Source organism: Neisseria sp. P0014.S009, assembly GCF_051958155.1.
Classification (GTDB): domain Bacteria; phylum Pseudomonadota; class Gammaproteobacteria; order Burkholderiales; family Neisseriaceae; genus Neisseria; species Neisseria flavescens_C.
This window is the reverse complement of sequence record NZ_JBQCVS010000010.1, coordinates 38,611-61,548: the sequence shown is the minus strand read 5'-3', so window position 1 is coordinate 61,548 and position 22,938 is coordinate 38,611. Positions and strand designations below refer to the sequence as shown.

At 50.5% G+C, this 22,938-nt stretch carries 20 protein-coding genes and 1 tRNA gene; 8 read left to right on the top strand and 13 right to left on the bottom strand.

Features of this window, described 5'->3' with window-relative positions:
* Nucleotides 1-83: 83 nt before the first annotated feature.
* Both ACTHS4_RS08450 and ACTHS4_RS08445 read left to right on the top strand, forming a co-directional pair.
* On the top strand, nt 84-1,466 hold the full coding sequence (locus ACTHS4_RS08450; protein WP_070826825.1) for an MFS transporter: 1,383 nt from the start codon (nt 84-86) through the stop codon (nt 1,464-1,466).
* 1 nt (nt 1,467) lies between these two features.
* Nucleotides 1,468-1,995, top strand: coding sequence for a single-stranded DNA-binding protein (locus ACTHS4_RS08445; RefSeq protein ID WP_049332709.1), 528 nt, complete (start codon nt 1,468-1,470; stop codon nt 1,993-1,995).
* Nucleotides 1,996-2,067: 72 nt separating this feature from the next.
* Here ACTHS4_RS08445 and ACTHS4_RS08440 read toward each other — a convergent pair whose 3' ends face one another.
* The 6 genes from ACTHS4_RS08440 to argB form a co-directional block, all read right to left on the bottom strand.
* Nucleotides 2,068-2,775, bottom strand: coding sequence for an SIMPL domain-containing protein (locus ACTHS4_RS08440; protein WP_070826827.1), 708 nt, complete (start codon nt 2,773-2,775; stop codon nt 2,068-2,070).
* A gap of 111 nt (nt 2,776-2,886) precedes the next feature.
* Nucleotides 2,887-3,378, bottom strand: a complete 492-nt coding sequence (locus tag ACTHS4_RS08435; RefSeq protein WP_063068729.1) for a DUF1841 family protein — start codon at nt 3,376-3,378, stop codon at nt 2,887-2,889.
* A 101-nt stretch (nt 3,379-3,479) separates the two neighbouring features.
* Nucleotides 3,480-3,755, bottom strand: a complete 276-nt coding sequence (gene ftsB, locus ACTHS4_RS08430) for a cell division protein FtsB (RefSeq protein WP_003679613.1) — start codon at nt 3,753-3,755, stop codon at nt 3,480-3,482.
* A gap of 23 nt (nt 3,756-3,778) precedes the next feature.
* Nucleotides 3,779-5,065 carry a phosphopyruvate hydratase gene (gene eno / locus ACTHS4_RS08425; RefSeq protein WP_070826829.1) on the bottom strand — a complete coding sequence of 429 codons (1,287 nt, stop codon included), beginning with the start codon at nt 5,063-5,065 and terminating at the stop codon, nt 3,779-3,781.
* Nucleotides 5,066-5,105: 40 nt separating this feature from the next.
* On the bottom strand, nt 5,106-5,264 hold the full coding sequence (locus ACTHS4_RS08420; protein ID WP_440365718.1) for a hypothetical protein: 159 nt from the start codon (nt 5,262-5,264) through the stop codon (nt 5,106-5,108).
* Nucleotides 5,265-5,326: 62 nt separating this feature from the next.
* Nucleotides 5,327-6,214 (bottom strand): acetylglutamate kinase, encoded by an 888-nt coding sequence (argB, locus tag ACTHS4_RS08415; RefSeq protein ID WP_070826831.1) that lies wholly within the window; start codon nt 6,212-6,214, stop codon nt 5,327-5,329.
* Between the two features lie 174 nt (nt 6,215-6,388).
* Here argB and ACTHS4_RS08410 point away from each other — a divergent pair, with 174 nt between their 5' ends.
* Together ACTHS4_RS08410 and lgt are read left to right on the top strand one after the other, a co-directional pair.
* The gene (locus ACTHS4_RS08410; protein WP_070826833.1) at nt 6,389-7,519 is read left to right on the top strand and encodes a M14 family metallopeptidase; all 1,131 of its coding nucleotides are present in this window, start codon (nt 6,389-6,391) and stop codon (nt 7,517-7,519) included.
* Nucleotides 7,520-7,593: 74 nt separating this feature from the next.
* On the top strand, nt 7,594-8,454 hold the full coding sequence (lgt, locus tag ACTHS4_RS08405) for a prolipoprotein diacylglyceryl transferase (protein ID WP_371460107.1): 861 nt from the start codon (nt 7,594-7,596) through the stop codon (nt 8,452-8,454).
* Nucleotides 8,455-8,531: 77 nt separating this feature from the next.
* On the opposite strand, the gene trkA is transcribed toward lgt, so the two are convergent.
* The 5 genes from trkA to ACTHS4_RS08380 form a co-directional block, all read right to left on the bottom strand.
* A complete protein-coding gene (gene trkA / locus ACTHS4_RS08400) occupies nt 8,532-9,944 on the bottom strand; it encodes a Trk system potassium transporter TrkA (protein ID WP_440365717.1) in 1,413 nt (470 codons plus the stop codon).
* Between the two features lie 94 nt (nt 9,945-10,038).
* A complete protein-coding gene (locus ACTHS4_RS08395) occupies nt 10,039-11,490 on the bottom strand; it encodes a DASS family sodium-coupled anion symporter (protein ID WP_440365716.1) in 1,452 nt (483 codons plus the stop codon).
* 211 nt (nt 11,491-11,701) lie between these two features.
* Nucleotides 11,702-12,955 (bottom strand): complex I 51 kDa subunit family protein, encoded by a 1,254-nt coding sequence (locus tag ACTHS4_RS08390; protein ID WP_440365715.1) that lies wholly within the window; start codon nt 12,953-12,955, stop codon nt 11,702-11,704.
* Nucleotides 12,952-14,580, bottom strand: coding sequence for an FAD-binding protein (locus tag ACTHS4_RS08385; protein ID WP_440365714.1), 1,629 nt, complete (start codon nt 14,578-14,580; stop codon nt 12,952-12,954). Before ACTHS4_RS08385 ends, ACTHS4_RS08390 begins: the two co-directional genes overlap by 4 nt.
* On the bottom strand, nt 14,580-15,218 hold the full coding sequence (locus tag ACTHS4_RS08380) for a 2Fe-2S iron-sulfur cluster-binding protein (RefSeq protein WP_254346839.1): 639 nt from the start codon (nt 15,216-15,218) through the stop codon (nt 14,580-14,582). Before ACTHS4_RS08380 ends, ACTHS4_RS08385 begins: the two co-directional genes overlap by 1 nt.
* Before the next feature lie 852 nt (nt 15,219-16,070).
* Here ACTHS4_RS08380 and ACTHS4_RS08375 point away from each other — a divergent pair.
* Both ACTHS4_RS08375 and ACTHS4_RS08370 read left to right on the top strand, forming a co-directional pair.
* On the top strand, nt 16,071-17,594 hold the full coding sequence (locus ACTHS4_RS08375) for a fumarate hydratase (protein WP_003746217.1): 1,524 nt from the start codon (nt 16,071-16,073) through the stop codon (nt 17,592-17,594).
* 154 nt (nt 17,595-17,748) lie between these two features.
* Nucleotides 17,749-17,825 (top strand) — tRNA-Pro (locus ACTHS4_RS08370).
* 154 nt (nt 17,826-17,979) lie between these two features.
* On the opposite strand, the gene ACTHS4_RS08365 is transcribed toward ACTHS4_RS08370, so the two are convergent.
* Nucleotides 17,980-18,771 carry a formate/nitrite transporter family protein gene (locus ACTHS4_RS08365; protein ID WP_070826846.1) on the bottom strand — a complete coding sequence of 264 codons (792 nt, stop codon included), beginning with the start codon at nt 18,769-18,771 and terminating at the stop codon, nt 17,980-17,982.
* Nucleotides 18,772-19,016: 245 nt separating this feature from the next.
* Nucleotides 19,017-19,451 carry an acyl-CoA thioester hydrolase YciA gene (gene yciA / locus ACTHS4_RS08360; protein ID WP_063076484.1) on the bottom strand — a complete coding sequence of 145 codons (435 nt, stop codon included), beginning with the start codon at nt 19,449-19,451 and terminating at the stop codon, nt 19,017-19,019.
* A 124-nt stretch (nt 19,452-19,575) separates the two neighbouring features.
* On the opposite strand from yciA, the gene pip reads away from it, so the two are divergent.
* Nucleotides 19,576-20,505, top strand: coding sequence for a prolyl aminopeptidase (gene pip, locus ACTHS4_RS08355; protein ID WP_440365713.1), 930 nt, complete (start codon nt 19,576-19,578; stop codon nt 20,503-20,505).
* 125 nt (nt 20,506-20,630) lie between these two features.
* Nucleotides 20,631-22,919 (top strand): CRISPR-associated helicase Cas3', encoded by a 2,289-nt coding sequence (gene cas3, locus ACTHS4_RS08350; RefSeq protein WP_440365712.1) that lies wholly within the window; start codon nt 20,631-20,633, stop codon nt 22,917-22,919.
* Nucleotides 22,920-22,938: the final 19 nt, after the last annotated feature.

Below are 22,938 nucleotides of genomic sequence, written 5' to 3'. Positions count from 1 at the left end.
TGAATCCTGTATAATCAGAAAATCTGTTAATTCACACTTTCAGACGGCCTTTCGCAAACTTAAGGCCGTCTGAAACATTATTTATGGCAAGAGATAACCGCATTCAAATGTTTCCGCACGAGTGGCGTGCCAGTACCACACTTTCCGGTGTTTACGCACTGCGTATGTTGGGGATGTTTTTGGTGTTGCCAGTTTTGGCGATGTATGCCGCTTCGTTGCCCGGCGCAGAAAACAATAAAGCGCTGGTCGGTATGGCGATGGGTATTTACGGGCTGACACAGGCTTTGCTACAGCTACCTTTGGGCATAGCTTCCGACAAGTTCGGTCGTAAAAAAGTGATTTATGCCGGCTTGATTGTGTTTGCGGCGGGTAGTTTTTTGGCCGCAGTTGCCGACAGCCTGCAGATGTTGGTTGCCGCGCGAGCCATTCAAGGCGCGGGTGCCGTCAGCGCGGCGGTAACGGCTTTACTGGCGGATTTGACCCGTAACGAAGTGCGGACGCGTGCGATGGCGATGATCGGCCTGAGTATCGGCTTGACCTTTTCCGTCAGCCTAGTGCTGGCGCCGATGATTGCCAGCTTTATCGGCGTATCCGGCCTGTTTGCGCTGACCGGTATTCTGACGGTAATCAGTATTGGCGTGATTGCCTGGATGACGCCTGATCCTGAAGTGTCAAAAATGCACGAAGACACGCAGGCGCAGCCTTCGCGTATGGGCGAAGTATTGAAAAACCGCCAACTGCTCAATCTCGACTTCGGTATTTTTGCCTTGCATGCGGCGCAAATGGCTTTATTTACCGCATTGCCGTTTGCCATGACGCAGTTGGGTTTGGAAAAAATCCATCACTGGCAAGTCTATCTGCCGTCAACCATTACCGGTCTGATTATTATGGTGCCGCTGATTATCGTCGGCGAAACGCGCAACAAACTCAAACAAGTGTTTATCCTTGGTATCGTCTGCATTGCCACGGCGCAAATCGGTCTGCTGTTCGGAATGCACTCGGTATGGTTGATTACCGCTTATCTGATTGTTTACTTTATTGGTTTCAATGTATTGGAAGCCAGCCTGCCGTCTATGGTATCGAAAATCGCTCCGTCCGATTTGAAAGGTACGGCGATGGGCGTGTATAACACCATGCAGTCGGTCGGCTTGTTTGTCGGCGGTGCAACCGGTGGTTTATTGTTCCAAAAATACGGTTTTGTAGGCGTATTTGCCTTTTGTAGCGTATTAATGTTGCTGTGGCTGGTATTGGCAGTCATTTCGCCGGCACCAAAACCCGTCAAAAACCTCAGCTATCCGCTTAACGCCGAATGGCAACAAAATCCGGATTTGCTCTACCAAAAATTGACCGAAATTGAAGGCGTTGAAAGCATCAGCTTTAGCGCAGACAAACAAACCATTTATATCAAGGCCTTGCAAAAAGGATTCGACCAAGAGGCCGCCGAAAAAATCATCACAGGAGTGTAAAATGTCATTGAATAAAGTTATCCTCATCGGCCGCCTCGGCCGCGACCCGGAAGTCCGCTATATGCCCAACGGCGAGGCCGTCTGTAACTTCAGCGTTGCCACCAGCGAAACTTGGAACGACCGCAACGGCCAACGCGTAGAACGTACCGAATGGCACAACATCACCATGTACCGCAAACTCGCCGAGATCGCCGGTCAATACCTGCGTAAAGGCAGCCAAGTGTACCTGGAAGGCCGTATCCAAAGCCGTAAATACCAAGGCAAAGACGGCATCGAGCGCACCGCTTACGACATTATCGCCAACGAAATGAAAATGCTCGGCGGTCGCAATGACAACAGCGGCGGCGCACCATATGATGACGGCTACAACCAAGGCGGCCATTCAAGCCAAAGCAGTTACCAACAAGCGCCACAACAGCAATACCAATCAGCCCCGGCGCAAGAACCCCCAGCCGCCCCAGCCCGTCGTCCTGCCCCGGCACAACCGACCGCTCCGGTTGATGATATCGACGACGATATTCCCTTCTAATTGTTGAGCAACACAAAGGCCGTCTGAAAAATATACTTTCAGACGGCCTTTAAAATGATTTAAAAGAAAATCCTACATTTGTACCGAGCCACTGACGGTTAGGCTGATTTCTTCCGAACCTGGAGAGGCTGGTACACCATCTTCTATTCCCGCAGCCATCTCTGCGACAGGGGCTGCCCGCAACATTTTGGCGTGTGCGAAATCGCCGCCGACTTGGCGGTTGCCGATGTGGCCCAGGTTGAGTTTGACGATTTTGTAGCTGGAGAAGCCAAGCGTTTGGGCGAGGTTTTGGGCGCGGTCTTTGAAGCGTAGGATGACGGCTTTGCTCAGTTGGTCGACGGTTTCTTCGCGTTTTTCTTTGGATACGGAAAATGAGGAGCTTTCCAAAACGGCGATATTGATGCTGTCGGCAATTAGGCGGTTGAGTGCTTCAAAGTCTTTGCTTTCTACTTTGAAGTAGGCGTGTTCTTCCCAGCCGGTTTGGGTGCGTTTGCCGTTGGTATATTGATAGCGAGGGGATCCGTTGCGCTCCATCAACTCGGCTTTAAATTTGCTGTTTTGGGAGATTTTGTTGAACTGGTTGAATTTTTTCATGAAGGCTTGGTTGACGGCTTGACGGTCTTTGCCTTCTGCGTTGACGCTGAAATGCGCGGTCATGGTATCCCGTGGCACTTCCATATTCGCGGATTCGGAAAATTCAACGATGTTGTAGTTGAGGCTTTCTGCTGCAACGGGCAGGGAGGCGGCTAGCAGTAGGGTGGTAAGGGTTGGGCGGAGCATTTTGTTTTCCTTGTAATGCGGATTTCAAAAAAGTAATTTAGCATGAAAGATGGAAATGTTGGCTTTGGCAAGCGTAAGGATTTGTATGGGTTGAGGCCGTCTGAAAAGAAGTTACTTTGTATCCATCAAGCCGACTTCATGGGGATTGAGGCGGGCTTTTTCTTCTTGGCCTAAGCCGACCAATTTCCGCAAGCGGGTCATGTAGGCATTGACGTCAAGGCCCCGTCCGTAGCGTTGTGCTTCCCAGATGGTTTCTGCTAAGGCTTCCATCATATCGTGTTCGGCTTTGACCCAGTCGCCGTTGTAACGGGCGCAAAGTTGTTGGTGGATGGCACGGATGCCCGGGGGCTGGTCGATGGCGCTTTGCTCTTGCAGGGAAAGGTGTAGCGACATGTGCAGGAATGGGTTGCTTTCACCGTCTTCGGGCAGCCATTCTTTATCTAAATATTGTTCGATGTCTTCGAGATAGTGTCCGTATTCGGGATGGGCTTCGATGATGCGCAAAGCTTTTTGTTGCAGGCCGTCTAATTGGAGCGGCGCGAGCCTGTGTTGCCAGACGTGGGCAAAGAATCGGCGGACATCGTGGGTGTTTACGTCATACATGATGGGTGTGATTTGATTTTGGGATATGTGATTATATAGCGATTGCGATAAAAAAGGCCGTCTGAAAAATATGTTTTCAGACGGCCTTTGTTTTGCAGGGTTTAGCGGCGGTCGATGATTCGGTAATACACTTCGCCGTCTTGGACATAGCCTAATTCGACGCGGGCAATTTCGGCAATGGCCTCTTGTCCGTGTGCCAAATCTTCAACTTCCGCATTGAGGAAATTGTTGCGCAAAGTGAGCGTTTGGTTTTTTTCCTCCTGACGGACGAGCTGCTCCTGCAATTCTTCCGTATGCCCGACGCTGCCTTTACCGAACCAAAGGCTGTACTGACAGCACAAAAGTGCGAAGGTTAAAACAAAAGTCACCCACTTCATACAATCAATATCCTATATTCTGCTTATTTGCCCAGTTGGTAGAATGCGGCTTTGCCAGGGTAGTAAGCGGCTTCGGCCAATTCTTCTTCGATGCGCAACAATTGGTTGTATTTCGCCATGCGGTCAGAACGGGACAGGGAGCCGGTTTTGATTTGCATGCAGTTGGTGGCAACGGCCAAGTCGGCAATGGTGCTGTCTTCGGTTTCACCGGAACGGTGGCTCATTACGCTGGCGTAGCGGTTGCGTTTGGCCAAGTCGACGGCTTGCAGGGTTTCGCTCAATGTACCGATTTGGTTGACTTTAACCAGCAATGCGTTTGCCACGCCTTTTTCGATGCCTTCAGCCAAGATTTTTGGATTGGTTACGAACAAGTCGTCGCCGACCAATTGAACTTTTTTGCCCAATTTTTCGGTCAGCAGTTTCCAGCCTTCCCAGTCGTTTTCGTCCATGCCGTCTTCGATGGAAATGATTGGGAATTCGTTAACCAGGCCTTCCAAGTATTCGGCAAATTCTGCGCTGGTGTAAGAGCGGCCTTCGGCTTCCAAGTGGTATTTGCCGTCTTTGTAGAATTCGCTGGATGCGCAGTCCAGAGCGAACAATACGTCTTCACCTGCTTTGTAGCCGGCGGCTTCTGTGGCTTCCACCATCAGTTGCAGGGCTTCTTTGTGGCTGTTCAGGTTGGGTGCGAAACCACCTTCGTCGCCAACGGTAGTTGGGAAGCCTTTGCCGTCACACAGTTTTTTCAGTGCGTGGAAAATTTCGGCACCGCAACGCAGAGCTTCGCGGAAAGATTTTGCGCCGACAGGCATGATCATGAATTCTTGGATGTTCAGGCTGTTGTTGGCATGTTCGCCGCCGTTGATAACGTTCATCATCGGAACCGGCAGAGCCATTGGGCCTGCGCCGCCCAAGTAACGGTACAGCGGCAGGCCTGAATCTTCAGCGGCCGCGCGTGCTACGGCCATAGAAACGGCCAAAGTGGCGTTGGCGCCCAAGTTGCCTTTGTTTTCAGTACCGTCCAATTCGATCATGATTTGGTCGATATAAGATTGTTCGTTGGCATCGATACCGATGAGGGCTTGCGCGATTTGGTTGTTGACGTGGTCAACGGCTTTCAATACGCCTTTGCCCAAGTAACGGGATTTGTCGCCGTCACGCAGTTCCAAAGCTTCTTTTTGGCCGGTTGATGCGCCGCTTGGTACGGCTGCGCGTCCCATGACGCCGGATTCCAACAATACGTCACACTCTACGGTAGGGTTGCCGCGGGAGTCCAAAATTTCGCGTGCAAAAATATCAACGATTGCGCTCATGAATATCTCCAAATAGGATGGTAAAAGAAAAGTAGCTTTGTTACGCTTCAGACGGCCTTAAGGATGATTGCCAAAGTCTGATGAATGCAGACATTATACCGTCTTTGCCAAGTATGGCATCGGAGTCGGTATGAAACCGACTGTAAGTTTGTTTCACGTCAATATCGCTCAAACAAACATAAGTCGTATAGTGTAACATTTTTTACCCTTTTTAGGGTGAAAAGCTGATTAAATAAGGCATAAGGCCGTCTGAAAAGCGGATTAGCCTGCTCCCAAAATCATCGAGCCTACGCCGTCATCGGTCAGCACTTCCAAGAGCAGGGCGTTTGGAACGCGGCCGTCTATGATATGTGTGGCTTTGACACCGCTTTTGGCGGCTTCGACGGCAGAGGCAATTTTAGGCAGCATACCGCCGTACAGAGTACCGTCTTCAATCAGTTCGTCAATGCGGCTTGGCGTCAGGGTGGTCAATAATTTGCCTTCTTTATCCAGTACGCCGGGGATATTGGTCATCATCAGCAGTTTTTCGGCTTGAAGTTTTTCCGCCAGTTTGCCGGCAACCAAGTCAGCATTGATGTTGAACGCTTCGCCGTTTTGACCTACGCCGATGGGTGCGATGACCGGAATGCAGCCGCGTTCGACCAAGCCTTCCACCAAACGGGTGTCGATATCGGCCACTGTGCCGACTTGGCCGATGTCCACGCCTTTTTGTTCGGGCGTGTCGATTAGGAGTTTTTCCGCTTTGATGAAGTGGTTGTCGCGGCCGGTAATGCCGACGGCGCGACCGCCGAAGGTGGTAATCATGGAAACGATTTCTTTATTGACGTGTCCGCCCAAAACCATTTCCACAATGTCCATGGTTTCGCTGTCGGTCACGCGCATGCCTTGAACAAACTCTCCTTTTTTGCCGACTTTTTCCAACATTTCATTGATTTGCGGGCCGCCGCCGTGAACGATGACGGGATGCAGGCCGATCAGTTTGAGCAGGACGACATCGCGTGCGAAACCCTCTTTTAAGGCAGGTTCGGTCATGGCGTTGCCGCCGTATTTGATGACGATGATGGAGCCGGAAAAACGGCGGATATAAGGTAAAGATTCGGCAAGGACGCGCGCTTTGATCGCAGAGGAGACAGATTGTTGCTGAGTCATGGTTTCAACCTTGTTTCATGATTTCGGCCTTTATCTTAATCCCAAAGGCCGTCTGAAACAATATTTCCAGACGCTTGAAATCCTGTTAAATCAGTTAAATGGTTGAAACCAGCCTCATGCAAACGGTAAAATGACGGTTTGCTTCGGCCTCTTTGCCGATTACTAAGGATACCCATGATGAAAATCAGCACCCAATTCGATGCCGGTTCGGTCGTTGTCAAAGACTTGAGCAACCCTGCCGATATCCGCCTCGCCCTGCGTCCCGACAATGCTTCGGAGTTTGCCCAATGGTTTTACTTCCGTTTGCAGGGTGCGGCCTATCAAAACTGCGTGATGCATTTTGAAAATGCGGCGGACGCTGCGTATCCTTTGGGCTGGGAGGACTATCAGGCTTGCGCTTCTTACGACCGTCAAAATTGGTTCCGCGTGCCGACCAGCTACGAAAGCGGCGTGTTGACCATCAATCATACGCCTTTGTCCAACAGCGTTTACTACGCTTATTTCGAGCCTTATTCCAACGAGCAGCATTTGAACCTTTTGGGCGATGCTCAGGGCAGCGGTTTGTGCCGTATCGACGACTTGGGCAGCACTGTTCAAGGCCGCGACATCAATCTTCTGACCATCGGCAACCAAGTCGAAAGCGACATGAAAGTCTGGATTATCGCCCGTCAACATCCGGGCGAAACCATGGCGGAATGGTTTGTCGAAGGTTTGCTGGGCCGTCTGCTTGATCCGCAAGATCCGACCGCGCGCATGCTGCTTGACCGTGCGACTTTCTACATTGTGCCGAATATGAATCCGGACGGTTCGGTATTGGGCAACCTGCGCACCAATGCCGCCGGCGCCAACCTCAACCGCGAATGGGAAAACCCGACTTTGGAGCTAAGCCCCGAAGTCTTTACCGTCCGTGAAAAAATGATGGAAACCGGCGTGGATTTGTTCTTGGATATTCACGGCGATGAAGGCCTGCCGTTTGTCTTTGTGGCCGGTACCGAAGGCGTGCCGAATTACAACGAACGCATCGAAGCCTTGGAAGATCAATTCAAACTGGCGTTGCTCAATGCCAGCCCCGATTTCCAAGACGATTACGGCTATGACAAAGATGCGCCGGGTCAGGCAAACATGACTTTGGCGACCAACTGGGTCGGCAATCATTTCAACTGCCTTGCCTATACTTTGGAAATGCCGTTTAAAGACAATGCCAACCTGCCGGACGACGATTTCGGCTGGAACGGGCAACGCTCGCTGCGCTTGGGCGAGGCAATGTTGTCTGCTATTTTGAATGTGGTTGACGATTTGCGTTAAACCATCCGACACCGCATACAGGCCGTCTGAAAGTTCAGGCTTTTAGACGGCCTTTGAGATAAGGAACACACATTATGATGATACATCCCCAGTTTGATCCGGTGCTGATCAGCATCGGCCCGCTTGCCATCCGCTGGTATGCCTTGAGCTATATTGTCGGCTTTATCCTGTTTACGATTTTGGGCCGCCGCCGTATCGCGCAGGGCAATTCTGTGTTTACCAAAGAAACACTCGACGATTTCCTGACTTGGGGTATCTTGGGTGTGATCTTGGGCGGCCGTATCGGCTACGTTTTGTTTTATAAATTTTCCGACTATCTGGCCAACCCGTTGGATATTTTCAAAGTATGGGAAGGCGGTATGTCGTTTCACGGCGGCTTCTTGGGCGTGGTCGTTGCCATGTGGCTGTTTGGCCGCAAGCACAACATCAGTATCTTGAAATTGATGGATACCGTTGCGCCGCTCGTACCGCTGGGCTTGGCTTCCGGCCGTATCGGCAACTTTATCAACGGCGAACTTTGGGGACGCGTGACCGAACTCAATGCTTTCTGGGCGATGGGTTTCCCGCAAGCGCGTTACGAAGATGCGGAAGCTGCGGCGCACAATCCTTTGTGGGCCGAATGGCTGCAACAATACGGCATGCTGCCGCGCCATCCGTCTCAGCTTTACCAGTTTGCCCTTGAAGGCATTTGCCTGTTTATCATTGTTTGGATTTTCTCGAAAAAAACGCGTCCGGCCGGTCAAACAGCGGCATTGTTCTTGGGCGGTTACGGTTTGTTCCGCTTTATTGCCGAATTTGCCCGCCAGCCTGACGACTATCTCGGACTGTTGACCTTGGGTTTGTCCATGGGTCAATGGTTGAGCGTACCGATGATTGTATTGGGTGCGATTGGTTTTGTTTGGTTTGGTCGTAAAAACAGCGTTGCTAAAGCATAAATAAAACAATAAATAAAGGCCGTCTGAAAAGGTTTTCAGACGGCCTTTTTATGACTTCAAGCAAACGGATTTTGGGTTTAACCGAAAAAGCCCATTTTGACTTGAATGAGTTTTTCCAGCTCCGGCAGGACGCGGCGGCGTGAGACGAAGAAGATAATGTGGTCGCCGTCTTGCAAGATGGTTTCGGTGTGGTGTCCCATGATGACTTCGCCGGTTGCGCCGCGGACGATGGCGGCGATGTAGCAGTCGCTTGGCCATTTGATGCCGCTGATGCGGCGGCCGACGATGGCGGAAGTGTTTTTATCGCCGTGTACCACCACTTCAATGGCTTCGGCCGTACCGCGGCGCAAAGGATGGACGGCAACGACGTCGCCGCGGCGGATATGGGCGAGGATGGAGCCGATGGTGATCAGATGAGGGGAAACAACGATATCGATTTTGTTGCCTTCGAGCAAATCGACGTAGCTTGAGCGGTTGACGATGGTGATTACGCGTTTGGCACCAAGATTTTTCGCCAACAGGCTGGACATGATGTTGTTTTCGTCGTCGTTGGTCAACGCGCAGAAGACGTCGATTTCGTCGATGTATTCTTCGTCCAGCAGAGTTTCGTCGGTGGCAGAACCTTGCAGGACGAGGGTGTTGTCCAGATTTTCGGCCAGCCATTCGGCGCGCTGGGGTTTGTATTCGATGATTTTGATGTCGTATTTGGACTCGAGCTGCTTGGCAAGGCGGTAGCCGATGTTGCCGCCACCGGCGATCATGATGCGGCGGGTACGCGCTTCTTTCGGACGCAATTCGCGCATGATGGCTTCAACGCTGCTGATGTCGGCGGTAAAAAGTACCTCGTCACCTTCGATGATGACGGTTTGCGGCGTGGGGACAATAAGGCGGTTGTTGCGGTATATGGCACAGATTTGGCAGTCCGCGCCTTCGGGGAGATGTTGGTTGATGTCGGCAATTTCACGGTCGATCAGCAAACCGCCTTTGCGAGCTTGAACAATCACCATGCGGACTTGGTCGTTGGCAAAGCTGAGTACTTGCAATGCGCTGGTGTAGCTGAGCAGGCCGACAAGTTGTTCGGTAACCAGTTGTTCGGGGCTGATGGTTTCGGTAATGCCGAAGATGTTGAGGCTGCCTTCTTCGGGTTTGTCGCTGCCGGCAACCGGATATTCGAGGTATTCGCTTGAGCGTACGCGTGCAATACGGCCGGGGATGTTGAATAGGTCGGCGGCGATTTTGGAGGCAACGATGTTGGTTTCGTCACTGCGGGTCAGGGCAAGCAGGAGGTCGGAGTCCGCCGCACCTGCCTGTTCGAGGGTAAAGGGCGATGCGCCGTTGCCAACGATGGTTTGGACATCGAGGCGGCTGCTGATGCGGTTGAGTGCTTTTTCGTCGATGTCGATGATGGTAACGTCGTTGCTGGGAACGGAGGCGAGGTTTTGGGCGACGGTCGAGCCGACTTGGCCGCTGCCGAGAATAAGTATTTTCACGGTAATCGAGTGTGTTCGGTAAAAATGAAATTGTAACAAAAGGCTGTCTGAAATTGGAGTTTCAGACGGCCTGATTTTTCAATCGGCTAAAGAATTACCAATAGCCCAAGGCTTTCCACCACAAGATGCCGACAGTGCTGAAAATCAGGATTTCGACCACGCTCATGATGAAGCCGGCTTTCCACCATTCGGTCATGTTGACGTAGTTTGAGCCGTAAATGACAGGTGCAGAACCGGTGGCGTAGTGGGTCAGCGACATCATGATGCCGGTAGCGGATGCCATAACTAGGGCAAACAGCATCGGTGGTGCGCCCAAGGCCAAGCCTGCGCCGTAGAATGCGCCGAACATGGCGGTAACGTGTGCCGTACCGCTGGCGAAAACGTAGTGGGCGTAGAGGTAGGCCAGCATCAACAGGGCGCAACCGGCTTCCCAACCCAAACCCATGTGGGCGATACCGCTTTGCATGGAGTCGGACAACCAGCTGATGAGGCCCAGTTTGTTGAGGAAGTTTGCCATCATCACCAAGGCAGCAAACCAAACAATGGTATCCCACGCGCTTTTTTCTTTCAGCGCGTCGTCCCAAGTCAGTACGCCGGTCAACAGGCACAGGCTCAAGCCGAGGAAGGTGGTGGCGGTAGCGTCAACTTTCACGCCGAACAGCATTTCAGGAATACCCGCCCACAACAGCAGCAGAACCAGGAAAATCCCGAGCATGATTTTTTCTTCACGCTTCATCGGCCCCATGGCAGCCAAATGCTCTTTTGCCAATGCAGTGGCGTTAGGGGTTTGTTTGATTTCAGGCGGATACAGGAAGTACAGCACCAGCGGCATCAGCAGCATAGCAAGCAGGCCGGGTACGACCATTGCCAAGAACCAAGTGCCCCAAGAGAGTTGGATTTGTGCATTGGTGGCTTTGGCAACCAATTCGACCACCAGTGGATTAGGTGCGGTGGCAGTGATAAAAATCAGACAGGTAATTACGTTGGAGTGGAAGTTGACCAGTGAAAGGTATTTACCGATTTTGCCTTCCGTACCCTTTTCAGGGTCGGAGTCGAAGCTCAAGGCAATGGATTTCATAATCGGATGCACGATTGCACCGCCGCGCGCGGTATTACTTGGCGTTACCGGACCGATGACCAAGTCGGCCAGTGCCAAGCTGTAACCTACGCCCAGCGTGCGTTTGCCGAAGAGGGAAATCAAAAGGTAGCCGATACGCATACCCAAGCCAGTTTTCAACAGGCCGCGCGAGATGATGATGGCGATACCGATCATCCAGATAAGTGAGTTGTTGAGGCTGCTCAAAGCGTCTTTGGTTGCGTCGGCAGCTTTTTCGTTGGTCACGCCGGTCAGTGCAACCAAGGTAATGCCCAAAATCGCCATTGCGCCGATAGGCATGGCTTTGCCGATGATGCCGGCAATGATGCCGACAAACAATGCCAAAAGATGCCATGCGTCAGGCGATACGCCTTGAGGAACGGGGATAACGAACCAGATAAGCAGCGTCAGCACAAGTGCGACCGCAGCAGGAATTGGCTTGAAGCCCATGTCGAATCTCCTAATTTGAGGATTAAAGTATTGGGAAATCTGTTTTCAGACGGCCTGAGTGTTGCTGAAGCCTGTCTGAACGTATTTTGGTAGGTTCGGAAGGTATTTTTCTTATTGGGTTTCTCTTCAATCTTAAAAGAAGAGAAAGGGAGTTAGGTATCGTTTTTCAGACGGCCTTTACAGTAACAGGCCGTCTGAAAACAATGCCGTTTTACTCCTGTTCTTGCGGCAGGCCGTACTCTTCAGGGAAGGTGCGCAGCGAGCTTTGCAACACGGTAACCGCGCCGTCAATCAAACCGCAACGGCCGCTTCGTGGCAGCAGTTGGCACAGGCTTTGCAAGGCACGCAGGTCGTCTGAAGTGCCGATGCCGGTGTCCACGCGGTTGAGCAGGCGTGAAAGTTGGAACGTGCCGCCTTTGCACGGCGGACATTGACCGCATGAGTTGGACGCAAAAAATTCCACATATTCGGCTACTTTGCGCACCACGCTGGTGCCTTCGGAAATCACAATCATCGCGCCGGTACCGAGGCTGGATTTGCGTTCGCGTACGGACACGAAGTCCAAAGGCACATCCAAATCTTTTACGGTCAAAAGCGTATTGGACGGGCCGCCGGTAAATACGGCTTTAAACGTACGGCCTTCGAGCATACCGCCGCCGTGATCGTAAATCAGTGATTGCAGGGTCGTACCCATCGGCAGTTCGTAAAGGCCCGGATTTAATACGTCGCCGGAGAGCGAGTAGAGTTTTGTACCGGCCGCATCGCCCAAACCCAAAGATTTGTACCATTCCGCGCCTTTGGCAAGGATTTGCGGAATATTGGCGAAGGTTTCGGTGTTGTTGATAAGGGTCGGCTCACCGTTGACACCGCTTTCGGCAGGGAAAGGCGGCTTGCGGCGGGGGAAGGGGAAACCGCCTTCCAGCCATGAAATCACGGCAGTTTCTTCGCCACCGATATAACGGCCTGAAGTTTCAACCAGTTGCAAGTCCAAAGGTTTGCCCAAGTAGTTTTCGATACGGATAAACAAATCGCTGTTTTTCCATTGCTCGATGGCCGGTGTGATGGAAGCGATGGATTCGGTTTGATGCGGGTTGACGTACAAAATCGCTTTATTGGCACGGCAGGCAACGGCGGCAATCAGGACGCCTTCAATGACTTGGTGCGGCGTATTTGCCAGCAGTACGCGGTCTTTGAACGTACCCGGTTCGTCTTCGTTGGCATTGCAGACGACGTATTTGTCGCCATTTTTGCTTTGTGCGGCAACGGCGGCTTCCCATTTGAGCCAAGTTGGGAAACCTGCACCGCCCATACCGCAAAGATTGGCGTCTTGCAGCTTGGAAACGATGCTTTGAGGATCGGCAAGCGCAGCCAGCAGGCCTTCGCCGCCGCCGACTTTGCGCCAAGCGGCTAAATCTGCGCCGACTTGGCGGGAAGGATGCAGTAAGTTTTGATTGGCTTGATTCATGATTGTTGCTCCTGCAAACCGGCGTGTTCACGCAAATCGAATTTGCCGTAGTCGGGATATAAAACGGGGGCTTTGATGTTGCTGGTCAGACCGGCGCGGGTCATTTCGCGTTGCAGGTCGTGGACGTGTCCGACACCGCCGCGAACTTTTTTCAGCGGCAGTCCGCAATTTGCCGCGGCTTTACCGACACGGCGGCCGAAGCTGATGATGTCCAAAAGTGCATTGCCCATCAGGCGGTTGCGGCCGTGAATACCGCCGGTTACTTCGCCGGCGCAATAGAGGCCTTCGACGCAGGTTGCGCCGTCACCGTTGATTTCGATACCGCCGTTTTGATAGTGCAGGGTCGGATGAATCATGACCGGCTCAACGGCAGGGTCAATGCCGCATTTGTGGGCAACGTGGCCGAGTGTTACTAGACGGTTCAATACGTCAGGGTCGTTAGCAATCAGGCGTGGGGTGTCGAGGAATACGCCGACTTGTCCGTCGCGTACCACGCCGCGGCCTTCGCGGCATTCGCGTAGAATCGCAGCGGCAACAACGTCGCGCGGTTGCAATTCGTCAACGAAACGTTCGCCCAAACCGTTGACCAGTTTGGTGCCTGCAGAGCGTACGGCTTCGGAAATCAGTGCACCTGCTAAGTGTGGCGGATGGGCAACGCCGGTCGGGTGGTATTGGAAAGAATCAACATCGCGCAGTTTGGCGCCAATACGGTAAGCCATGACTAGGCCGTCTGCAGTCGCACCATAGTGGTTGGAAGTGGCGAAACCCTGTAAATGCAGGCGTCCGCTGCCGCCAGTTGCCAAGACCACGGCTTTGGCGTGAACTAACACCAAAGAGCGTTTTTCCAAATCGTACAAAATCGCACCGACGCAGCGGCCGTGTTCGTCCGACAATAATTCGATGGCTGGGTGGCGGTTGAGCTGGGTGATGTTTTCGTCGAGTTCGACCGCCTCGCGCAGTACGCGCATCATTTCGAGGCCGGTAAAGTCGCGGTAGCTCAAAATACGCGGCACGGTCGTACCGCCTGCGCGTTTGCGGCTCAACATGCCGTTGCTGTCCGCGCCTTTGGCAAGGTCGAAAGTCATGCCCAAACCGATCAGCCAGCGGATGGCGGACGGCGCGTCGGTAACCATTTGCGCCACCAATTCTTTCTTGCCTGCGTTGTGGCCGCCTTTGATGGTGTCGTCAAAGTGCTGCTGCAAGCTGTCTTCCGCGCCGACAGCAGCCTGAATGCCGCCTTCTGCCATTACGGTATTGCTGTCGCCGATACGCAGCTTGTTCGCCATAATCACGCGCGCGCCTGCTTCGGTCGCAGATAACGCCGCTGCCGCACCTGCACCGCCGCCGCCGATAACCAGCACGTCGGTGTTCAAATGTTCAGCGCCTGACAAATCATAGTCGTCAATCAGAGGCTGACTGATTAAGAGTTTGGCCAAATCAGGATGGCAGTAATCGCCTTGGTTTGGACCGATAGGCAGTTTTACACGCGCATTTGCCTGATAGTCAGGATGAAATTGGCTCAGTAATTCGTTTTTTTCAGGTAAATCGCCGCGCAACTCCAATGAGGACGCACGCAGGTTGGCAAGGGCGGTTTCGTAGTCTATGCCTTGGATTTTGTTAACCATTACACTGACTCCTCTTCAAATTCGACTTTCATTTTGCCGCTGTCGATTTCGCGCAGGCGGCGCATCAAATCCACAGGGCGCAACGTACGCGCCGCTTTCATACGGCGGGCAAACAAGCCCAAGTGGTTCGGACGGATGTGTTCAGGGCAGGAGAGGGTGCAGAGGTTGCACATCACACATTGGTCGAAGGTCAGCGCAGCCGCGCCGAAATCGCCGGAAACTACCTGCGCTACGCCGTTTTCCACTTGCAAACCTTTAGGACAGGCGCGATTGCAGCCGCCGCAATGACGGCAGTTTTGCGCTTCAGGGAAGGTTTTGGCGGTGTCGTCCAGCCAGTTCCAGCCGTCGCCGACCTCGCTCACGTCGTAATATTGGATATGCTCGGGAATGAAGTAGTCCAAGAAGCTGACCTGCATGCCTTCTTCGACTTTGGTCTCGCATGCCAGTGCAGTGGTGACTTCGCGCTCGCCTTCTTTACGAATCATGCAGCGGCAGGAACCGCATACGCCTTGACCCATACAGCCGACATTGGCAGTAATCGCATTGCCTGAACGGGCATAGGCTTGGATGATTGACGAGTCGGCGGAAGCTTTGACTTCATGGCCGTCTATGGTCAGGGTTAACAAATTTTCACTCATGGTTTGTTCCTGTGAAATTGGAAGTTGGAATAGTGGGTAATTTGATTAATTGTATTTTTATTACATTTATTGCGTATGAGGAAAATATCCAAGTGATTTGCTCAGAAATTCTTTTAAAATCAATGTTTATCTATATAAGGCGAAGTGTATCAGAATTTAGTGGTTTTGATGATAGGGGTAACCTAAGGTTTTACAGAAGGAGGATTGCAAACAAAATATGTCTATTATTTAGACAAATTTATTACAAAAATTTGATTTTAAAAGTAAAATAAAATTACTTTTTTATTATAAATTTTAAAATATTCGTATATTTACTAGTAAAAATCATTATTATATATCAGCTAATTTTGCATAGATTGTTGTATATATTGAATAATGTTCTGATAGGCAAGCAAGTGAAAAGACTGTTATAAAATTTCAGAAAATCAAACAAGTTTGATATCAGTCAAGAAGATTGAGAGAGGAAATGACACGGATTTTACAATTGTGTATTGTATTGGAGAATAAAAAAGGCCGTCTGAAATTTAGATAGTTTCCTTTTAAATACAGGATACTAAATTTTTCTCAGATACTTAAGGCAAGCATTTTCAGACGGCCTTGGAATAAGATTATCATTTAAAAATAATGTAATTTTATTTCTATGCAAGTGAGTGGTCAGTGGATATAGATTATCAATAACCAAGTGATTTAATGCGATATTAAATTTCATTTAAATCAATTAGGTATGAAAATGATATTGTCTGGGTCATTCATTTGAAAGCACTATTACACTATTGAAGGCCGTCTGAAAAAATCGGTCTCTTAAGAAATAAACAAACCCTCCCTACCATGACTCCGAAAAGGAACACAATCATGACCGTCATCAAGCAAGAAGACTTTATCCAAAGTATTTTCGATGCTTTCCAATTCATCAGCTACTACCATCCTAAAGACTACATTCAGGCTTTGTACAAGGCTTATCAAAAAGAAGAAAACCCTGCCGCCAAAGATGCGATGGCGCAGATTTTGGTCAATAGCCGTATGTGTGCCGAAGGCCATCGTCCGATTTGTCAGGATACCGGTATTGCGACCGTATTCTTGAAAGTGGGCATGGATGTACAGTGGGATGCCGAGATGAGCGTACAGGAAATGGTTAACGAAGGCGTACGCCGTGCATATACCTATCCTGACAACAAACTGCGTGCCTCCGTATTGGCCGACCCGGCTGGTAAACGTCAAAATACCAAAGACAACACCCCTGCCGTTGTACATATGGAAATTGTAAAAGGCGACAAAGTCGAAGTCACTTGCGCAGCCAAAGGCGGCGGTTCTGAAAACAAAACCAAAGTTGCCATGCTCAACCCTTCAGACAATATCGTTGATTGGGTATTGAAAACTGTTCCTCAAATGGGTGCAGGCTGGTGTCCTCCGGGCATCTTGGGTATCGGCATCGGCGGTACGCCTGAAAAAGCAGTGTTGATGGCCAAAGAAAGCCTGATGAGCCATATCGATATTCAGGAACTCAAAGAAAAAGCCGATTCCGGTGCAGAATTGTCTACAACCGAAGCCCTGCGCTTGGAACTCTACAAAAAAGTAAATGCCTTGGGCATCGGCGCACAAGGTTTGGGCGGTTTGAGTACCGTACTAGATGTCAAAATCCTTGACTACCCAACCCACGCGGCTTCCAAACCGATTGCTATGATTCCAAACTGCGCGGCTACCCGCCACATTGAATTTGAATTGGACGGCTCAGGCCCGGCCAAACTGGAAGCCCCGTCTTTGGAAGACTGGCCGGATCTGACTTACAGCCCTGACAACGGCAAACGTGTCGATGTCAACAATCTGACCAAAGAAGAAGTGGCTACATGGAAAACCGGCGACGTATTGTTGCTGAACGGTAAAATCCTGACCGGCCGCGATGCCGCGCACAAACGTTTGGTTGATATGCTCAACAAAGGCGAAGAATTGCCGGTAGATTTCACCAACAAACTGATTTACTACGTCGGCCCGGTTGATCCAGTCCGTGACGAAGTTGTTGGTCCGGCCGGTCCGACTACTTCCACCCGTATGGATAAATTTACCCGCCAAATGCTGGAACAAACCGGCCTCTTGGGTATGATCGGTAAATCCGAACGCGGCGCAGCAACTTGTCAAGCCATAGCCGATAATAAAGCCGTTTACCTGATGGCTGTCGGCGGCGCGGCATATCTGGTTGCCAAAGCCATTAAAGCGTCTAAAGTCTTAGCGTTCCCAGAATTGGGTATGGAAGCGATTTACGAATTTGAAGTCAAAGACATGCCTGTTACCGTTGCGGTGGATAGCAACGGCGAATCGGTTCACGCCATTGCGCCAAAACAATGGCAGGCAAAAATCGGTATTATTCCGGTTGAAGCTTGATATTTGACTGAATAATCAGAGGCCGTCTGAACGATTTCAGACGGCCTTTTTTTGCTTACAAATAATTTAAATGTTTTCAAACGAGTAAATTTCCCTTTTTAAAAAGCACTTGTCAAAATCAGCGTTTGAAACTAAAATTCACGGCTTATCGAGTCGGAGTGTGGCGCAGTCTGGTAGCGCACTTGCATGGGGTGCAAGGGGTCGAAGGTTCGAATCCTTTCACTCCGACCAAAGAATTGGAAAGAGCCGTTTTAAAAACGGCTCTTTTTTCGTTTGGATGATTTATCTGGATAATGTGTCCGAATGGATTTTAAAACTTAATACCAATACCGTCTGAAATAAAACCTGCTTTTTCAAAGCAGGTTTTGTTGTTTTCAAAGCAGGGCTATTCGGTACTATCTTTCAGTGTGTCTTTATAAGTATAAAGATACGATGCGCCGACAAAGGATGCGCCACCGACGACATTGCCCAGGAATACGGGAATCATGTTGAAGAAAAACTGTCCCCAAGTGATGTTTGCACCTGCCAAAATACCTGCTGGGATAACGAACATATTGGCGACAAGGTGTTGGAAGCCGTTTAATACGAAAATCATGACGGGGAACCAAATGGCCAGCATTCGTCCGGTTGTGTTTTTAGCGGCAAAGTGCAGCCACGCGCCCATGCAGACCATCCAGTTACATGCGACTGCCGATACAAAAGCGCGGCCGAAATCCATATGGACTTTTGCTTCCGCTACGGCAATGGTTTTTTCTGCGACGCTGCCTTCAATCATACCGACATAGTATCCGAGGAAAAACGCCATTGCCAGCGTGCCCACCAAATTGCCCATGCAGACGATAACCCAGTTGCGCAGCAGCATTTTAGAGGAAATCCGTCCGGCCAATTTGCCTAAAGACATGATCATCATGTTGCTGGTTACCAGCTCGCCTCCGCCAAGCAGGATGCAAATCAAGGCGATTGGGAACACGGCGGCGCCGAGTAAAGTGGCAACACCGCCCCATTCGTGCGGAATGCCGCTGACTACTTTTAAATAGGCAAGATAACCGAAGCCGATGTATCCGCCGGCCAAAACGCTCAAGATTGCCAGTGTGGGGATGCTGGATTGTGCTTTGGCGCAGCTTTTATCGAGAACAACCTGTAAAATTTCCTGTGGGTATAAATCGCGCGAAGCCATGATGTTCCTTAAAGTGGATTGAGGAGGAAACGCCGTTTCAAAAGTGGCGCAAACTGTCGCGGTAGGGCAGTGCTATAGGGAGCCGGTGTACGGTCTTTGTCTTATCAATCAGCCTGAATTAAACCTAAAAAACAGATACTTCGCCTTGCTTTAGCTCAAAAGAAATATTATTACATTTTGCTTCTGTATGAAAAAAGGCCGTCTGAACGTTGAGGTTTCAGACGGCCTTGTTTTGATTTTTAAACTTACAAATGAGCCAGCTTTGCATTGCCTTCGCGAGGAATAGGGCGCGGATTGCCTTGTGAATCGATGGCGACGTAAGTGAACACGGCTTCGGTGACCAGTTGGCGGTCTTCCGTTACCATATCGTTCATTAAAGTCTTCACCCATACTTCGATTTTCAGTTGCAAAGAAGTATTGCCTACGCGGACGCAATGACCGTAGCAGCACACGACGTTGCCGACCTTTACCGGTCTGATGAAATTCATTTCTTGAACGGCCACGGTTACAATGCGTCCCTGTGCGATTTCTGCCGCCAAAATACCGCCGCCCAGATCCATTTGTGACATAATCCAGCCGCCGAAGATATCCTGATTAGGGTTGGTATCGCGCGGCATGGCTACCGTACGCAATAAAAGTTGTCCTTCAGGTGCAGCATGTGTTTGTTTGTTGTCAGCCATAAATAATCCTGTCAAAAAAGTGCTATTTTACGCCATTTGTGGCGATAAACCTATGTAGGCCGTCTGAAAAATCAGGAGGCAAAGTGTTACAATCAATATATTCATCAGACAAAGGAGAAAGCTCATGCATCCGATTCAAGAACCACGAAATAGCGGCCTTTTGCGCGTATCCGACATTCACGAAATCTACTGGGAAGAATCAGGAAATCCTGATGGCCATCCCGTGATTTTCCTGCATGGCGGCCCCGGAGCAGGCGCATCACCGGCCTGTCGAGGCTTTTTCAACCCAGAGTATTTCCGCATCGTTATTATCGACCAACGCGGTTGCGGACGCTCCAAACCGTATGCCTGTATCGAAGACAATACCACATGGGATTTGGTTGCCGATATTGAAAAAGTACGCGAAATGCTCAGCATTCAAAAATGGCTGGTTTTCGGCGGCTCATGGGGCAGCACCTTGTCGCTGACTTATGCCGAAACCCATCCCGAGCGCGTCAGCGGCTTAGTTTTGCGCGGTATTTTCCTGTGCAGGCCGTCTGAAATGGCATGGCTGAACGAAGCAGGCGGCGTAAGCCAAATTTATCCGGCTCAATGGCAAAAATTCATTGCCCCTGTAGCCGAAAACAAACGCCAAGCCCTAATTAAAGCCTACCATGAAATGCTGTTCAGCGAAGATGAAGCCACGCGCTTAAAAGCGGCCAAATCATGGGCAGACTGGGAAAGCTACCTTATTCAGTTTGAACCTAAAGATGTAGATGAAGACCCGCAAGCCTCCCTTGCCATCGCAAGAATGGAAAACCATTACTTCGTGAACGAAGGCTGGTTGCAGGGTGATAAAGCCATCTTGGCAAACATCGACAAAATCCGCCATATCCCAACCATCATCGTCCAAGGCCGCTACGATCTGTGCACCCCAATGCAAAGCGCGTGGGAATTCTCGCAAGCCTTCCCTGAAGCAGAATTGAGAATCGTCCAAGCAGGACACTCGTCTTTTGATCCTTCGCTTTCCGAAGCTTTGGTAAAAGCTGTGGAGGATATTAGAAGTAAGTTATAAAGGTTAATAAGTAAAAAAAATGCCGTCTGAAAAAGTTTCAGACGGCATTTTTTCTATTTACATATTAAATTTAATATCATATTATCATTGCATGATATCAGTTTGAATTTTTTTAGAATTTCAATATGAAACCTCTAATTTACTACGCCCATTCCGCCCAAGATAAACTCGGTAATCTCTTGCCTTACGAATATTGGCAAACCTTACAAAGCCATTCGGTCAATGTTGGGGAAATGGCGGCGGAGTTTGCTCGGGTATTCGGTGCGCAGGAAATTGCCTGCCAGACGGGGCAGCTTCATGACTTAGGGAAATATTCGGAAGCCTTTAACCGCCGATTACATGGTGGCCCTTCAGTTGATCATGCTACTGCCGGCGCCAAAATTGCAGTCGAACGCTGGGGAAATGTGATTGGCAAGCTAATGGCATTTTGCATTGCGGGGCATCATGCAGGGCTGGCAAATGGGAGTGGTGAAGGCGATAACCGCCGTACGTTAAAGCAGCGTCTAGCTTTGCAATTCGGCGCAGATATTCCCGCTCTCGATAACCTGTGGCAACAAGAAATCAAACTCCCTCAAAACCTTTCCGCACCGCCACTCAAAGCCGACGCACATCATCCTTTTTTCTCCTACGCCTTCTTCACCCGAATGCTTTATTCTTGCTTGGTGGATGCTGATTATCTCGACACCGAAGCCTTTTATCTAAAGCTAGAAAACAAAGCCAGCGAGCGCGGTGGTTATCCTGATTTAAACGCTTTACAACACAATTTCAATCAATTTATCAACGATTTCAGACGGCGTATCGCCCAAGCTTCGGAGCAAACTGAAGCCGAAAAACGTAATGCTGCCTTAAACCGCCTGCGCAGCGAAATTCTCGATTACGCCGTAGAACAAGCGGCACAACCGCAAGGGCTGTTCACGCTCACCGTGCCGACCGGTGGCGGCAAAACCTTCACTTCCATGGCATTTGCGCTGGAACACGCCAAACGACACGGAATGCGGCGCGTAATTTACGTCATCCCGTTCACCAGCATCATCGAACAAAACGCCGCCGAATTCCGCAAAGCCTTTGGCGAATTGGGCGAACAAGCCGTGTTGGAACACCACAGCACCTTCGACGACGGCAAACTGCAAAATGAGGCCACCAAAGACAAACTGCGCCTTGCCTCGGAAAACTGGGATGCACCGATTGTCGTGACCACCGCCGTGCAATTCTTCGAATCCCTCTTTGCCGACCGCTCCTCGCGCTGCCGCAAGCTGCACAACATCGCAGGCTCCGTCATCATCCTCGACGAAGCGCAAATGCTGCCGCTCAATCTTTTGCTACCCATCATGCAAGCCATCAAAGAATTGGCGCAAAACTACCGCTGCAGCGTCGTCATGTGCACCGCCACCCAGCCAGCCGTGCAAGCCGAAAACGGCTTCTATCGCGGCTTTGAAAACGTGCGCGAAATATCCCCAAAACCGACCGCACTTTTCGATAAACTACGCCGTACCACCGTGCAACACATCGGCACACAAACCGACGCCGACCTGCTCGCTAAATTTGCCGAACACCCGCAAATGCTCGTTATCGTCAATAACCGCCGCCATGCCCGCAGCCTGTACGACCAAGCCAAACACCTTGACGGCACATTCCACCTGACCACCTTAATGTGCGCCAAACACCGCAGCCAAAAGCTTGATGAGATCCGAGGCCGTCTGAAAAACGGCGAACCTTGCCGCGTCATCGCCACCTCCTTAATTGAAGCCGGCGTTGATGTGGATTTCCCGCTGGTGATGCGCGCCGAAGCAGGTTTAGACAGTGTTGCCCAAGCCGCAGGACGCTGCAACCGCGAAGGCAAAAGGCCGTCTGAAAACAGCTTTGTCTGGATATTCGCGCCCGAAGAACAATGGAAAGCCCCGCCTGAACTTGCCACCCAAGCCGCCGTTATGCGCTTGACTGCCGATGAGTTTTCAGACGACCTCTTATCCACCCAAGCCGTCGCCGCCTACTTCGCCGAGCTTTATCAATTAAAAGGCAGCGAACTGGACAATAAAAAAATTCTGAAAATGCACAATGATACAGGGCAAAGCCTCGATTTCCCATTCCAAACCATCGCCGACAAATTCCGCATGATCGAAAGCCATATGCAGCCGCTGATTATTCCGTTTGACAACGAGGCCGAAAACCTCATTAGCAGCCTGCACCACGCCGACCACATCGGCGGACTCTTACGCAAACTGCAACCCTACACCGTCCAAATCCCCGAAAAAGCCCTCGTTGCTTTGTATAAAGCAGGGCGTATCGAACCGATTAACGAGAAAAACTTCGGCAAACAGTTTTATACGCTGATTGGGCTGGATTTGTATGATGAAGTGGCTGGGCTTTCTTGGGAAGATAACGTTTTTATCAAAGCTGAAAATTCAGTATTTTGAGATATTAATAAAATTATAT

Bases quoted from the DNA above. Each gene is read 5' to 3' on its own strand.
- ACTHS4_RS08410 (WP_070826833.1), top strand. From the start codon at position 6,389: ATGATGAAAATCAGCACCCAATTCGATGCCGGTTCGGTCGTTGTCAAA.
- ACTHS4_RS08365 (WP_070826846.1), bottom strand. From the start codon at position 18,771: ATGGCTTCGCGCGATTTATACCCACAGGAAATTTTACAGGTTGTTCTC.
- pip (WP_440365713.1), top strand. From the start codon at position 19,576: ATGCATCCGATTCAAGAACCACGAAATAGCGGCCTTTTGCGCGTATCC.
- ACTHS4_RS08450 (WP_070826825.1), top strand. From the start codon at position 84: ATGGCAAGAGATAACCGCATTCAAATGTTTCCGCACGAGTGGCGTGCC.
- eno (WP_070826829.1), bottom strand. From the start codon at position 5,065: ATGAGCGCAATCGTTGATATTTTTGCACGCGAAATTTTGGACTCCCGC.
- lgt (WP_371460107.1), top strand. From the start codon at position 7,594: ATGATGATACATCCCCAGTTTGATCCGGTGCTGATCAGCATCGGCCCG.
- ACTHS4_RS08375 (WP_003746217.1), top strand. From the start codon at position 16,071: ATGACCGTCATCAAGCAAGAAGACTTTATCCAAAGTATTTTCGATGCT.
- yciA (WP_063076484.1), bottom strand. From the start codon at position 19,451: ATGGCTGACAACAAACAAACACATGCTGCACCTGAAGGACAACTTTTA.
- ACTHS4_RS08395 (WP_440365716.1), bottom strand. From the start codon at position 11,490: ATGGGCTTCAAGCCAATTCCTGCTGCGGTCGCACTTGTGCTGACGCTG.
- ACTHS4_RS08445 (WP_049332709.1), top strand. From the start codon at position 1,468: ATGTCATTGAATAAAGTTATCCTCATCGGCCGCCTCGGCCGCGACCCG.
- argB (WP_070826831.1), bottom strand. From the start codon at position 6,214: ATGACTCAGCAACAATCTGTCTCCTCTGCGATCAAAGCGCGCGTCCTT.
- ACTHS4_RS08420 (WP_440365718.1), bottom strand. From the start codon at position 5,264: ATGTTACACTATACGACTTATGTTTGTTTGAGCGATATTGACGTGAAA.
- cas3 (WP_440365712.1), top strand. From the start codon at position 20,631: ATGAAACCTCTAATTTACTACGCCCATTCCGCCCAAGATAAACTCGGT.
- ACTHS4_RS08435 (WP_063068729.1), bottom strand. From the start codon at position 3,378: ATGTATGACGTAAACACCCACGATGTCCGCCGATTCTTTGCCCACGTC.
- ACTHS4_RS08390 (WP_440365715.1), bottom strand. From the start codon at position 12,955: ATGAATCAAGCCAATCAAAACTTACTGCATCCTTCCCGCCAAGTCGGC.
- ACTHS4_RS08440 (WP_070826827.1), bottom strand. From the start codon at position 2,775: ATGCTCCGCCCAACCCTTACCACCCTACTGCTAGCCGCCTCCCTGCCC.
- ACTHS4_RS08380 (WP_254346839.1), bottom strand. From the start codon at position 15,218: ATGAGTGAAAATTTGTTAACCCTGACCATAGACGGCCATGAAGTCAAA.
- ftsB (WP_003679613.1), bottom strand. From the start codon at position 3,755: ATGAAGTGGGTGACTTTTGTTTTAACCTTCGCACTTTTGTGCTGTCAG.
- ACTHS4_RS08385 (WP_440365714.1), bottom strand. From the start codon at position 14,580: ATGGTTAACAAAATCCAAGGCATAGACTACGAAACCGCCCTTGCCAAC.